14 protein-coding genes are annotated in these 13,135 nt (G+C 55.0%); 6 read left to right on the top strand and 8 right to left on the bottom strand.

The window, feature by feature from the left end:
• Nucleotides 1-31 precede the first annotated feature (31 nt).
• On the top strand, nt 32-820 hold the full coding sequence (locus JMJ16_RS51410) for a hypothetical protein (RefSeq protein ID WP_201394315.1): 789 nt from the start codon (nt 32-34) through the stop codon (nt 818-820).
• A gap of 92 nt (nt 821-912) precedes the next feature.
• On the opposite strand, the gene JMJ16_RS51415 is transcribed toward JMJ16_RS51410, so the two are convergent.
• Both JMJ16_RS51415 and JMJ16_RS51420 read right to left on the bottom strand, forming a co-directional pair.
• Nucleotides 913-1,551, bottom strand: coding sequence for a hypothetical protein (locus tag JMJ16_RS51415; RefSeq protein WP_201394317.1), 639 nt, complete (start codon nt 1,549-1,551; stop codon nt 913-915).
• 15 nt (nt 1,552-1,566) lie between these two features.
• A complete protein-coding gene (locus JMJ16_RS51420; RefSeq protein WP_201394320.1) occupies nt 1,567-1,956 on the bottom strand; it encodes a VOC family protein in 390 nt (129 codons plus the stop codon).
• Between the two features lie 313 nt (nt 1,957-2,269).
• On the opposite strand from JMJ16_RS51420, the gene JMJ16_RS51425 reads away from it, so the two are divergent.
• The 3 genes from JMJ16_RS51425 to JMJ16_RS51435 all read left to right on the top strand — a co-directional run bounded on the left by JMJ16_RS51425 (nt 2,270) and on the right by JMJ16_RS51435 (nt 5,963).
• Nucleotides 2,270-3,340 carry a WD40 repeat domain-containing protein gene (locus tag JMJ16_RS51425; RefSeq protein ID WP_201394321.1) on the top strand — a complete coding sequence of 357 codons (1,071 nt, stop codon included), beginning with the start codon at nt 2,270-2,272 and terminating at the stop codon, nt 3,338-3,340.
• Nucleotides 3,341-3,738: 398 nt separating this feature from the next.
• Nucleotides 3,739-4,977, top strand: a complete 1,239-nt coding sequence (locus tag JMJ16_RS51430; RefSeq protein ID WP_201394323.1) for a PLP-dependent aminotransferase family protein — start codon at nt 3,739-3,741, stop codon at nt 4,975-4,977.
• A 77-nt stretch (nt 4,978-5,054) separates the two neighbouring features.
• Complete coding sequence (locus JMJ16_RS51435) at nt 5,055-5,963, top strand: phosphotransferase family protein (RefSeq protein ID WP_201394325.1); 909 nt, start codon at nt 5,055-5,057, stop codon at nt 5,961-5,963.
• Between the two features lie 139 nt (nt 5,964-6,102).
• Here the strand turns inward: JMJ16_RS51435 and JMJ16_RS51440 are convergent, their stop codons facing one another.
• Nucleotides 6,103-6,603, bottom strand: a complete 501-nt coding sequence (locus JMJ16_RS51440; RefSeq protein WP_201394327.1) for a MarR family winged helix-turn-helix transcriptional regulator — start codon at nt 6,601-6,603, stop codon at nt 6,103-6,105.
• 135 nt (nt 6,604-6,738) lie between these two features.
• Between JMJ16_RS51440 and JMJ16_RS51445 the strand changes: the two genes are divergently transcribed.
• On the top strand, nt 6,739-7,272 hold the full coding sequence (locus JMJ16_RS51445) for a cupin domain-containing protein (RefSeq protein WP_201394329.1): 534 nt from the start codon (nt 6,739-6,741) through the stop codon (nt 7,270-7,272).
• Nucleotides 7,273-7,363: 91 nt separating this feature from the next.
• The gene (locus JMJ16_RS51450) at nt 7,364-7,879 is read left to right on the top strand and encodes a tetratricopeptide repeat protein (RefSeq protein ID WP_201386855.1); all 516 of its coding nucleotides are present in this window, start codon (nt 7,364-7,366) and stop codon (nt 7,877-7,879) included.
• A 66-nt stretch (nt 7,880-7,945) separates the two neighbouring features.
• Here the strand turns inward: JMJ16_RS51450 and JMJ16_RS51455 are convergent, their stop codons facing one another.
• The 5 genes from JMJ16_RS51455 to JMJ16_RS51475 all read right to left on the bottom strand — a co-directional run bounded on the left by JMJ16_RS51455 (nt 7,946) and on the right by JMJ16_RS51475 (nt 13,105).
• Complete coding sequence (locus JMJ16_RS51455; protein ID WP_201394331.1) at nt 7,946-9,136, bottom strand: NAD(P)/FAD-dependent oxidoreductase; 1,191 nt, start codon at nt 9,134-9,136, stop codon at nt 7,946-7,948.
• A 179-nt stretch (nt 9,137-9,315) separates the two neighbouring features.
• Nucleotides 9,316-10,134 carry an ABC transporter permease gene (locus JMJ16_RS51460; RefSeq protein WP_201394333.1) on the bottom strand — a complete coding sequence of 273 codons (819 nt, stop codon included), beginning with the start codon at nt 10,132-10,134 and terminating at the stop codon, nt 9,316-9,318.
• 15 nt (nt 10,135-10,149) lie between these two features.
• Nucleotides 10,150-11,136 carry an ATP-binding cassette domain-containing protein gene (locus JMJ16_RS51465; protein WP_201394341.1) on the bottom strand — a complete coding sequence of 329 codons (987 nt, stop codon included), beginning with the start codon at nt 11,134-11,136 and terminating at the stop codon, nt 10,150-10,152.
• Nucleotides 11,120-11,623 (bottom strand): MarR family winged helix-turn-helix transcriptional regulator, encoded by a 504-nt coding sequence (locus tag JMJ16_RS51470; RefSeq protein ID WP_201394344.1) that lies wholly within the window; start codon nt 11,621-11,623, stop codon nt 11,120-11,122. The genes JMJ16_RS51465 and JMJ16_RS51470 overlap by 17 nt, the downstream gene beginning before the upstream one ends.
• A 315-nt stretch (nt 11,624-11,938) precedes the next feature.
• The gene (locus tag JMJ16_RS51475) at nt 11,939-13,105 is read right to left on the bottom strand and encodes an IS701 family transposase (protein ID WP_201394345.1); all 1,167 of its coding nucleotides are present in this window, start codon (nt 13,103-13,105) and stop codon (nt 11,939-11,941) included.
• Between the last annotated feature and the right edge of the window lie 30 nt (nt 13,106-13,135).

The raw sequence follows: 13,135 nt of genomic DNA on the forward strand, positions 1-13,135 counted from the left end.
GAGCAAACAAGCGCCTGCCAGGAATCACGCTATGCATTATCTGCGCTCGACGCTTCCACCACTGCGCGACCCAGTCTGGTTGCTTTTTCTCCCGCCACTGCTGGGTCGCGCCTGGCTGCTCTATCGACTCAACGTCTTCGGCTCGCCAGTATCGCTAACGATCATACTCCTGCTCATACTACTCTTCGCGGCCCTGGGCTGGTGTAGCGCGGCCCTCCTTGCCAGGCAAGCGGCGCTCTCCGAGCGTCCCCGCGAGCGCTTCCTGGTCATGAGCACTCTGGGTATGCTGGCGGCTCCCCTCCCCCTGGCCCTCCTGGAGAGCTCAGGATGGGACATAAATTTCTCATGGATCACACTTCTCCTGCCAGACTTATCTACGCCCTGGCTCCTTAACTTTGCGCATCTCTGCGTTCTGCTTGTTCCCCTTCTCGCACTGGCATTCATCATCAGAAGCTGGCTGATAAGCCTCATCGATCCTAAACATCCTATCCTTACCTGCCTGCGCAGGCTGACCGCGCTTCCCCTGGCCTGGGGCGGGGCCATGTTCCTGCTGGCGCTCACCCTGTATAGATTACATGCCCCCTCCGTGCTCACCCACGGCGCACTCGCCCTGGCTATGCTGGCCCTGCCCATCTTCCCCGCCGCGCTCTTCATCCTCCCCTACCTGCTTACAGAATGGAGTGAGAAACGAGGCCAATCACTCTCGCCCAGGATACGCGTCGCGTTCCATATCGCCATGCTCGTCGTGATTGCCCTCTACTTCCTCAGCCAGCTTTATATTTATTTATCCGAGGCCCTTAGCAGAGGTATAACATCATGAGGTCTTCATCGTGTTCAATACCCAAGCGCTCTTCAGAAGCACGACTTTTCCCTCCCCACCTGCATAGGTGGGGAGGAATTAGATAATGCACTTTATTCGCGGCGGTCTTCAATCTCCCAGGTGTGATCGATAACGTGCCAGGCGATGCGGCGTAGGGCGTAGACAGAGGGCCAGCCGCCAGGTGCCAGAGGCAAGCCATCGGAGGGCTGGCCCAGGACTGAGGCGATATCCTCGCGCATGGCAGCCAGGGCGTTGCGGTCACCGGGCGGGAAGGGCTTGTGGCGCACACCAATCTTACGCGCGTAGGTGCGCTCGGCCTCGATAACGTGGCGATAGACCTCGTCGCGCTCACGTCCGCCGCCGCGTGGCCCTTTGCGCAGTGTATTGGGCGAGGCAGCAACCACCTCATCCAAAATCGCCCACGCAGCCCGCAGCAATGCAACGCTCCGCTCGGCCGTTGCGGCATCAAGTGGAGCGGTGTCGCTAGTGACCATGGCTGAGGGTGCGCCAAAGTCCGTAGTTGTATCGCCCTGCACACGCTCGACGACCACCGGTTCGCCGGGATTGAACTCCAGCCCGGCCCTGAGCGCGATCACCTGATAACGCGGGCCATATGCAGTAAGAGCCTGTATCGCCTCGGCCTCGGTCTTCGCGAAACGGCACCAGCCAGGCCACTCCAGGGCGCAGGCTGCAACTTTCTTCTCGCCTATTTCCAGATAAATGTTTGTCATACGTTTACATCTTTCTCAAGCTTTGGGAAATGGGGTATAGAGCTCGACCAGGTGGCCATCAGGATCAGTGACGTGGGCCTGGCGTGCCTGCATATGTGGAAAATCTCGCGGCTCATAGACTGATGTGGCTCCGCCCGCGATCAGATCAGCATAGGTGGCATCAACGTTATCCACCTGGAAAGAGAGATACATGGAATGGTTCTGTTCCTGGGCTGGCGTCACCACCTCATTTGCGCTGGCAAATGTATTTCGGCTTACAAGGAGCAAGGTGGTGCTGCCCGTATCAAACGAGGCAAAGCCGGTTGCCTCATCACTATAAGTCAGGGGTAATTTCGCCACATCGCGCCAGAATTGCACTGCCTCTGAGAAGTCAACGACGATCAGGGGAATATAGCTTAGTTTCATATTTAGCTCCTTCTTTTATTGCGGAAAAATGCTCTTCCTTGTAGTTGGAAATTCACCTCGTATATTTACCCTAGGCCCGTTCATTTCCACCTCATGAACAGTATAGCGTGAATAACGGACAATATGAGTCCTATACTCCAGCATAATTTTTGCAATGATCCGGATCTTTCTCATCCTGAAATGCTGTTTTTGTCTAGATGCACAATAATTGTGTTACAAGGAGTATAGAGCAGCTCTAGACATCGACTGCTTGCTATCATATACTGCTGAGAATAAGAGGAGCATAGCGCTTTGCGCAAGGAGGATGTCCATCATGGATAGTTACACAACAGGAAAGAAACTCCACCTCACGCGCCGGAGGGTACTGGGCGTGGCTGGGCTAAGCCTCATGGGATTGGCTGGAGCAGGAGGAATCCTGTTCTATAACTGGTGGCAGAACGACCATCTTCATCCAGCAGTCATCTATCAAGGACATGCAAACTATGTGCCATCCATAGCCTGGTCTCCTGACAGCAAGCACATTGCCTCTGGTGATGGCAACGGCATAGTACAGATCTGGGAGCGAGACACTGGCAACACCCTCTCGACCTATCAAAGCCATGCTGGCGTTGTAGAAGCCATCGCATGGTCCCCTGATGGCAGGCATATCGCTTCGGCACATGGCAATGCTGACCATGTGCACGTTTGGGAGGCTACTACTGGGCACAATATTCTGACCTACCAAGGGCACTCTGCTATATTAGAAGTTCTCTCCTGGGCCCCTGATAGCAAGCGCATTGCCTCTGGCTCCTACGACGGTACAATACAAGTTTGGGATTCAATCTCTGGCTCCAACTTTGACAATAATCCTCGTCAAACCCAGCTAGGCATAGTAGAGGATATCGCGTGGTCTCCTGATGGCAAGCATATTGCCTCTTTAACCGAGTATGATGGACTTGATGTTCGAAATGCCAACACCGGTTCACCAGTCCTGAACCTTCAAGAATATACAGGCGTCCTTGATAAGTTGGCGTGGTCTCCTGATGGCAGGTATATTTGCGTCTTCTCCGACGTAGACATGGGTGCGAGTAATCCCGGCGCTCTCACAGGGCGGGTCTGGGATATCTCAACAGGTAAGGTAATCTTCACCTCACCGACACAAGCGTCTTGTGGTCTACAAGATGTCACATGGTCTCCCGATGGCAAACGAATCGTGTTCACAGATTCTTGCAGCATATGGATTTGGGACATAGCTAGGGGTGGGCATTTGTGGACCTCCCCACAACTCGCCTCTGGGAGGGAACTATTTTTTGATGGTTATACCATGGCGTTTTCTCCTGATGGGAGATACCTCGCCGGAGGAGACAGAAACCCTGTGTTGATCTGGAAGGTCCCACAGCTTTAAGTTTTTTGCTCTCTTTTGTCCTCTGAAATGCCTGGAGAGCCGTATACCCCTTTCCTCAAGAATGCGAATTTCTTTTCTTACTCAATTGCCAACATGCTTATTACTTTTCATTTATAGCTATCAATGACAAGAATATATGACTTGTTCAAGGAGGATACCCATTATGGGAAGTCAAACGTCTACCTGTCAGAAGTGTGGGGTGATCAATCTTTTGGTGCACACACGCTGCTCTCATTGCGGGGCGACACTCCCATCTTGTGCATCGAAGGGAGCCAATTGCTATACTTTAACCCAACATTGGCTGCTATTGGCTGTAGACATGCTATCCATCACACTCTACACTAAACTTTATCTCCAGTAAAAAATACAGCAAAAGCAAATACAAAAGGAGCCTATCCATGCCAGACTTTTGGGACCAGCACTACGCGCAACGTGTCCAACTGATGAAGAGTTCCGCCATTCGCGACCTCCTCAAGCTTACCGAGCAGCCGGAGGTGATCTCCTTCGCGGGCGGTCTGCCTGCCGCTGAGATCTTTCCGGTAGAGAAGGTAGCGTCCGCCACACAGAAGGTACTTCAGGAACGTGGTGTGCAGGCCCTACAATATGGCCCCTCGGAAGGCTACCGCCCCCTGCTTGAGCTGATCGCGCAGACCTCCTCCCGCGATGGGCTAACTGTCACACCTGAGAATATCTTTATCGTCTCAGGCTCACAACAGGGTCTGGACTTCGTCGGACGCCTGCTAGTCAATCCCGGTGATCGCGTCCTGGTGGAGTCGCCAACCTATATGGGCGCCTTGCAGGCAATGGCCCCTTATGGCGCTGACTATATCACCGTCCCCTCCGACGAAAACGGTCTGTGCACCGATGCCCTGGAGGAGATGCTGGCCCTCAAGCCCAAGCTGATGTATGTCCTGCCTAATTTCCAGAACCCCTCGGGCGTGACCCTCTCCCTGGAGCGCCGCAAGCAACTGGTCGAGCTGGCCAACCGCTATGGCGTCCCGGTCGTTGAGGATGATCCCTACTCACAACTGCGCTTCGAGGGCGAGCCGCTCCCCTCCCTACTCACGCTGGATAGCCAGCAGCACAAGAGCGAAGGCGAGCCGTACAGGGGCAACATCATCCAACTCAATACCTTCTCCAAGGTGCTGACACCCGGCCTGCGCGTGGCCTGGGTCGTCGCCTCCCCAGAACTAATACGCAAGCTTGTCCAGACCAAGCAGGGCGCGGACCTCCATACGGCCTCGCTCAACCAGCTTATCGTCCATGAATTGCTGCACGAGGGCTTCATTGAGCAGCATATCCCACTCATCCGCCGCACCTATGGCGAGCGGCGCAACATCATGTTGCAGGCCATGGAGGAGCACTTCCCGGCAGGCATTCGCTGGACACGCCCCCAGGGCGGCATGTTCCTCTGGGTAGTCCTCCCAGAAGGCCTGAACTCGACCGAACTGCTGCGCGAGGCGGTCAAAGAGAACGTGGCCTTTGTGCCTGGAACGTCCTTCCACGCGCAGGGCGGTGGCGACAACACCCTGCGCCTGAGCTTCTCCAACGCCACCCCTGAGCAGATCCGCGAGGGCATCGCGCGCCTGGGCCGCGTCTTCCACAAAGCCCTGGCCGAGATCGCGGTCAAGGCTTAGCGCGGTAGGATTGAGAATGGGGACGACGCTGCTGAAGCACGCGTCGCCCCCCTCACGCATAGTGTATACTTCTGCGTATGAGTAAACAGAAGACGACACTAGATCTGGAAGCGATAAAAACCTTTCTTCGTGATCACTATAGAAGTGAGGTAGACGCTCTCCGGCAGATGGTTGAAGGGGAAGAGTCTCAGGCCTTTTCCTTCAAGTGTGGTAGCGCTGCGTACGTCATTCGCATCAACCCCTCCATAGCGGGCTTTCAAAAAGATGCCTACGCTTATCACCATTTTTGTTCTGAGCAAGTCCCTATTCCACGTGTCATCCAGACGGGATATATTGATGCGCAACATGCTTTTTGTATAAGCGAAAAAATGCCTGGGATCACACTTCAGGATGTCGATAGTGCCACGCTTCAACGCCTCCTGAAGCCAACTGCTGATGTCTGGCTGGCATTGAGCAAATTTGATCCAGATGATACAACGGGCTTTGGCGATTTTGACGCATCTGGACAGGGAATCTATGTGACATGGCGGGAGTTTCTTCTGGAGCCACAGACCTATGCTTGGGAACGCACACTACCCACGAAAGAACTTGCTATATGCCAGGAAGTGCTCAAGACGTTTCTCGCTCTCGTAAAGCAGTGTCCGGAGGAGCGCGTCCTGGTTCACGGTGATTTCGGCTCGAATAATGTACTCACTGACGGAGAGCGCATCACCGCCGTACTCGATTGGGAGAATGCGAAGTATGGCGATCCCCTGTTTGATGTCGCGACCGCCTATTTCTGGAGTCCCTGGCTAGAGTGTATGAGGGAACAGGCCACCTACTTTGAGGCACACCTCTCCAGCCTCTCCACTTATCAGGAACGGATTCTCTGTTATCAATTACGCATTGGCCTGACCGAAGTCTATGAAACAGCTCTCCAGCAGGAATGGAACATCGCTCAATGGGCAATCAAACGCTGTGTAGAAATTGCGCGCGATCTTTGCTAAGATCTTATTCCGAAACCCCAACGTCACTCACGTGACTAGCTCTTCCCCCATTCGGGGACACGCGCGCTCAGGGTTTTCGGAGAAGTAGTAAATGGGCGCATGTGGAAAAAGAGAGGGCAGCGTTGCCCCACACTGCCGCTCACTCCAGGGAGGTATCCCCAAAGGACTCCAGCAGAGTGCGGAGCATATTCGCAAGCTGTTCACATTCTTCTCGGTCCAAGGGTTGGAGTATGCGCTCCATGTTCGCGGCATGAAGACTGAAGATTCTGTCCAAAACTTCGCGTCCATGCGGTGTGAGTCGGATACGGACAGAACGTCGATCATCGAGATCTCGCACCCGCTCGACGAAGCCTCTGGCCTCCATGCGATCAATACGATTTGTGATGGCCCCAGAGGTCACCAATGCTGCCTTGAGTAAGGCAGAGGCAGTGAGTTCATATGGCTCTCCTGATCGACGCAGTGTCGTGAGCACATCAAACTCAAACGCCTCCAACCCGTGCTCGCTGAAAAACTTCTTGTACTCCCTTTCCAGCACACGTGAGAGCCGCGCGACCCGGCCGAGAACGCCCATAGACCAGAGGTCAACGTCGGGACGCTCCCCGTACCATTGATCTATTACCTTGTCAATTGCATCAGCCATACATTCCTCCCAGCCATACAAATACATTAATGTTAATATACTTGACATTAACATTTATTCTGTTTATTATCTTAATATTGTGATAATAACATGTCCTCTATTGAGTGTCAAGAAAAGGAAAGGAACCAGAGAGATATGACCATGCTTGTACCGAATTTTGCGGAAGCTCTCATTGTACGGGAGAGTGAGGCGGAAACTTTTGGGTTCGCGCAACTCATGACGCGTTTGCTCGCCGATGGCAGTGACACTGGAGGAGCGCTTAGCACTATGCGAACGACCATGGGGAGGGGCGTTGAGGGGGCGAAGCCGCATACCCATAATCAATCGGCTGAACTCTTCTACGTCATCGATGGAGAACTACAAATGCTTGCTGGTGAGAAGGTGATCACGGCTAGGAAAGGAGATATGGTCGTCGTTCCACCTAATATGGCCCATGCATTCGCAACCACCCCCACTCATACTGCGGATTTTCTGATTGTCCAGGCCCCAGGATTGGATCGGTTCGGATACTTCCGGTTGGCCGAGCGTGTCATGAAGGGGGAAGCAACACAGGCAGATCTCATAGCATCCCAGGAGTTGTACGACAACCACTTTATGGATAGCCCCGCCTGGCGAGCAGCCCGCGATAATGCGAACTCACCAAAAATTGTGGCGGAGGGCGAAATCTAAACAACCCTTACTCCTATGCCAGGCACCAAAGAGTGTGATACCATTGAATGGTTAAGCAAACAGGCAGAGAAAGGATTCGAAGAAGATAAAAATGGAACGAGAACGTTTAGCTGAAGCCATCCAATTGCGCGAAGAGGGGCGCGCCAAACAGGATCAGACTATTCTGAGACAGGCCAAGGCGCTCCTTATGGAGTTGAACGCGGCCTACCCCGATGATGCCGAGATCACCTACCAGAATGCTGTGGTGAATGATAACCTGGGGCTTGAAGATGAGTCTGTTCCCTTCTACTTACGCGCCCTCGAGCAGGGGCTCGCGGGCCCTAGCCTGGAGCGTGCCTTGATGGGCCTGGGAAGCACCTATCGTGGGCTGGGCGAGTATGAGAAAGCAGTCGCGACACTACGGCGCGGCATGCGGGAGTTTCCACAGAACCGGGCCATCCAGATCTTTCTCTCGATGTCCCTCTACAACTCGCAGCAGTATAAAGAGGCGATGGAACTCGCTTTGACTAATCTGCTGGAAACCACCACCGACGAGAAGCTTCTGTACTTTAAGCGCGGTCTTGAGTACTATTCCACTCACCTAGATGAGAAGTGGAACGAGGAATAAACCTTTAAGATTTTAAGGGCGTGCGATGCGTTGAGTAGCATCGCACAACATACAGCTCAATGTCCCTTACCGGCGTAAAACCCCTCCGCTGGCTGAAAAGCGAACGGCCTCAAAACCCTCCTCCAGCATTAATGCTTCATAGTCATGGATGGCGGGAATAAGAGGCCGTTCGCCATAGGCGGCTGCCTTCAGGACCTGACAGAGAGTGTGTGCATCACGCAAGGCCATGTTTGCTCCCGAACCGCCTGCGGGACTCATGGCATGAATAGCGTCCCCCAGCAAAGTGATCGAGGTGCTCTTCCAGGGCTGGCAGGGCACTGCCGTCCGCACAGCAATAGGAAAGGTCGCCTCCGGATCGCCAGCAGCAAGCAATGCGCGCAGGGTGGGATGCCAGCGCTTCGTCTTCTGCAAGGCAAACTGTAGCAGCTGTGCTCCATCCAGACCAAACAGCTTGTCATCAGACATCCCCATATGCCTGCGTTTCGCGTTCAATGACCACATCAAGTAGCTGCCAGTGGTATGGAAACATGCGTCCGGCACGAACTTACGCGCGGCCTCAGCAGGGAGTTGCTGAAAGTCAACAACACCAAGGGCCAGGCTAAAGTGGAAGCCAACTACCTGGGCAAAACCACGATAGAGAAAATCTGGGATAAAGGAACGTGTAGCCTCGGTCAGGAGCGTCTTGCCATAAATGCAGCGTACATCTGTCTCCTCAATGGAAGCCTGGGGGAGGAGCTGCTGGCGCACACGTGAGTTGACGCCATCAGCCGCGATAAGCACATCTCCGCACGCCTCTGTCCCATCGCTGAAGAATGCTCGCACCCTGCCGTCCGATAGGTACTCATATCGGAGAAACTCTTTACCGAAATGTACAATGTCATCAAGGCCGATAAGAAGAATCTCGCGCAGGGTCAGCCGGTCGACTGAAGTGCTTACTGGCACAATTGTGGGCGAGTCTTCCTGGGAAAAACCAATCACCTTTATTGGCTTAAGCTGCTTTGTGACAATCGTGACCTGGCTTCCTGGGCGAGATGCGGTTGCCATACACAGATCGAATAGGTGCGGAGGGAGGCAAGAATGCAGGGCATCTATTCCTCGCCGATCAATATGCAGACGATAGCCCTGCTTCCTCGTGTATGGCGAGGCATCCCGCTCATAAAGTGCTACGTCTATCCCCACACGCCGTAATCCTTGGGCGAGGCACAGGCCTCCAAGTCCGCCACCTATAATGACTACATGCAAGGACGATGTTGACACGCTTCCCTCTCTTTTCGCCTTCAGCCAGGTAGCCGCTCACTGCCTGGTAGACATCGAGTTCTCTGTCCTAAAGAGATAGACGTCTTCACCTGCCAATCATCCAACACTTCACCTGGCAGAAGTCAAAAAGAAGTGAGTCGGCTGGCAGGCCTGCCAGCCGACTCACTTCTTTTTGACTTTTATACCTCTTTGCGAGACATGAAGATGGCGATGCCGACCATAACGACGGTGAAGAGAAGCAGGATGCCCAGGTTAAAGGGGATACTACTGGCTTCGTATCCAAGTAGTGATCCACGAATGGCATTGACGCCATAGCTCAAAGGGTTGAGCAGTAATACGGTATGCAGCCAGCCGGGAACCTGGCGCGTGGGGAAGATGGCGCCCGAAAACATGTAGAGAGGCAGGGTGATAAAGTTCTGGATCGTGCCAAAGTTCTCAAAATCGGTGATCCACATGGCGATCACTACCCCCAGACCAGAGATAGCCAGGGCCGTGACGAAGGTCGCCACGAAGGTTGCCAGGATGTTCAAGGGCGTGAGATGAACGGCAGCAAAGGGCGCGAAGATCAGAATAATCAGGGCCTGGATCGTTGAGCTAGAAGCGCCACCCAGGCACTTGCCGATGACGAGGGTTGAGCGCGGCGTGGGCGCGACCTGCACCTCTTTAAGAAAGCCAAACTCGCGATCATAGACAATCGAGATCGCTGATTGCAAGCCACTGAAGATGACCGTCATAGCGATCACACCGGGAAAGACAAACTGCTCGTAGCTAAAGCCCGCGATAGAGCCGAGCGAGCCGCGCAGGCCGAATCCGAGCGCGAAGAGCCAGACCAGAGCGCGCGCCACAGCGCCTAGCAGACGCGAACGCTGGCGCCAGAGGCGCACCATGTCGCGTCGCCAGATCATGGCGATGCCTTCCAGGTCGATAAAACGCGCATTGGCGGAGATACTTTCGGGGACAATCTCAGGCATGGTAACCGGTTCAGTCATTTTTAGCATTGCAGCTATCCCTCTCTAGCGGCGCAAACGGCCACGACTGCGCAGGCGCGAACCCATGCGGTCCTTCGCGCTGGCCAACTCTTCGCGAATGGCGCGACCCGTCAGATGAACAAAGACATCCTCCAGCGTGGGCGAGCTAACGCTCACATTGAGCACATCGATATCCGCCAGGGTCAGTTCACGGATGACACGCGCCGCCAGGGTCTGCCCGTTATCACCCTCGACGATGATGTCGTCCCCATCTCGGTGTGCGTTATAGGCTGGCTGCTGGGCGAGGAATGCTTCAGAGCGCTCGGGCGAGGAGACGGTAAGGCGCACGACATCTCGTCCAACCATCCGTTTGAGCGCATCTGGCGTGTCGACTGCCACAATCTGCCCATGATCCATGATGGCGATCCGGTCGCAATATTCAGCCTCTTCCATATAGTGCGTGGTCATAAAGATGGTCAACCCTGTGCTCTCACGAAGCTTCAGGACATGCTCCCAGACGCTGCGCCGGGTCTGGGGGTCCAGGCCCACCGTGGGTTCATCGAGGAAGAGGGTCTGCGGTTCATGCAACAAACCACGCGCGACCTCCAGGCGGCGCTTCATGCCTCCAGAAAAGGTTTTGACCACGTCCTTGCGCCGCTCCTCCAGGCCAACCAGGCGCAGTACGTCGCTTATGCGCGCCTCGCGCGTCTTGGGGGGAGTGTGATAGATCATGCAATGATAATACAGGTTCTGCTCTGCTGTCAGATACTCGTCGAGAGTAGGGTCCTGGAAGACAATGCCGATACTCCGGCGTACCTGGGAGGACTGACGCTCGACATCATAGCCATTGATGATCGCGTGTCCACTTGTCGGGCGCAAGAGGGTCGAGAACATCTTCATAGTGGTGCTTTTACCAGCCCCATTGGGGCCTAGAAAACCAAAGGTCTCGCCACGCTCAACATGCAGGTCAATGCCCCTGACCGCATGGATCTCCCCAAAGGAGCGTGAGAGTTTCTCAGCCGTGATTGTCATGCTTCACCTCAATTAAACGCCGAAGGACCGGCAAGGACGCGCGCAATTGCATAAGTTCATTCACCTGGAGCAGAGACAGGCGGCGACGCAGATTCTCACGCCGCAACTGGTCATACGCCCTGAAGGCGTTCATCCCGCGTTCGGTTGGCGAGATCCAGACCACGCGCCAGTCCTGTTCATCACGCACACGCTCAACAAAGCCCTGGGCCAGTAGCCTTTTGACCATCGCGGTTACGGTTGGCGCGGCGACCCCCAGGTGCTCAGCCAACTCCTGCATCGTGCAGTGCTGCCGCGTACTCAGGATACGTAGCAGGCGCACCTGCCCATTGGTTGCGCGCAGCTCCGAGATATCACGCCACTCTGGACTCTCCTGCTCAGGGCTCCCCTCGGCAGGCAGGTCCACACGCAACTGGCGCAATAACTCTGGCAGCAGGTCGAGCAACTCGTCCGCAATATTCAGTTCATCAAAAGAAGAAGAATCTGCCATCGATCACACCTATGCCTATTACTTAGGCATACTAGTACTTAGCTTTTCTATTACTTAGCCTATCTAAGTATATGATAATCTACATATGTATCCTCTGTCAAGGCTAAAAAATATCAATAACATCGTCGCACCTCTCACCCCCTTAGTACTACAGCCGCACTTATGCAGCCCGCTTCTTTGCTCGCCGTTTGATATGGAATTGTTTGGCTCTGGCTTGATGTCGCCGACGCCAGCGTGACCAGTACAGAACACTTTCCGGCGTCGCAGGTGCTTGCCACACCAGCCGCCAGAGCAGGCGGCGCACTTCTGGGACCGTCAGGGGAAGAAGCTCTGCGACTTCTCGCTCCTGAAAGTGGGCCCCCTTTTTTGCCCTGCCACTTTGATCACCGTCAAAAACGCCAGGGCAAACATCGCCAAAGTGATATGCCGATACCACCCCTGCCAGTGCCGCACTTCGTATTCATCCAAGCCGACCTGCTGTTTGGCCAGTTCAAAGGCTTCTTCGACTTGCCATCGGCTGCCCGCTGTCCGCACGACCTGCTCCAAAGTGACTGCTTCTGGCGCGAAGACGAAGTAATAGGCGATCTCGGTGGGGTTGGACAAACTGCGCCGAGCCAGCAGCCACTGCTTCCAGCCCGGCTCGGTCCACCGGAAGTCCAGAGACTGCCAGGCCCAATCGTAGAAGCGCGGCCCTTGACTGCCCTCTCCCGCTGAAAGACGTTGCCACCTTTCGGCAGGCCAACTCGCCACAACTTCATCTGCCCGATGGCTGAGCCCAATGCGCTGGTTCTTCGGCACGGCCAGCACGTAGGGCTGCAGGCGCTCCTCCAGCCAGATGCGCAGTTTGGTATCCCCGCCATAGACGGTATCACCTGTCACCCACGTCGCTTTGACCCCGTGAGCGAAGGCACGCTCCAGCATCTGTTTGGCCAGCATTGGCTTGGGGATCGTGGTGCGCCGACCCTCTGGGATCTCTGCCTCCTTGCACCGCTCGGGCTCCTTCTCCCAGTCGGCATGCAGATACAACTCCCGATCGAGCAGGACCGCTCCATACCGATTGGCGTAGGCCAGAAAGACTCCGATTTGGCAGTTGGCGATCTTGCCGACCGTCCCGCTGTATTGGGCTGCCACGCCTGCGGACTTGTTCCCTTTCTTGACAAAACCCGTCTCGTCGACCACCAGCACCGCCTCCGGGTCAGCCAGATGGGTGAGGATGTACTCCTGCAGGTCATCGCGCACCTGATCCACATCCCACTTCGCCGCGTTGAGCAAACGTTGCATCCCGTCGGGTGTGGCTTCTCTCGCCAATTCGGCGAGTTGCCACCCGTTTTTTCGCTCGGTGGTGCTTATTAACCCACGAATATAGGCCATGGCCCGCTGGCGTGGCTCCGAACGCTCAAAGGAGGGCGCTAACCGCACTTGCACTTCTTCCAAACGATCCGCCCAGGTACGCAGATCTTCGATTGAGGGAAACACTTCCATCTCTCTCCTCCTCGGATTGATTTCTCCCTC

The organism is Ktedonobacter sp. SOSP1-52 (genome assembly GCF_016587395.1).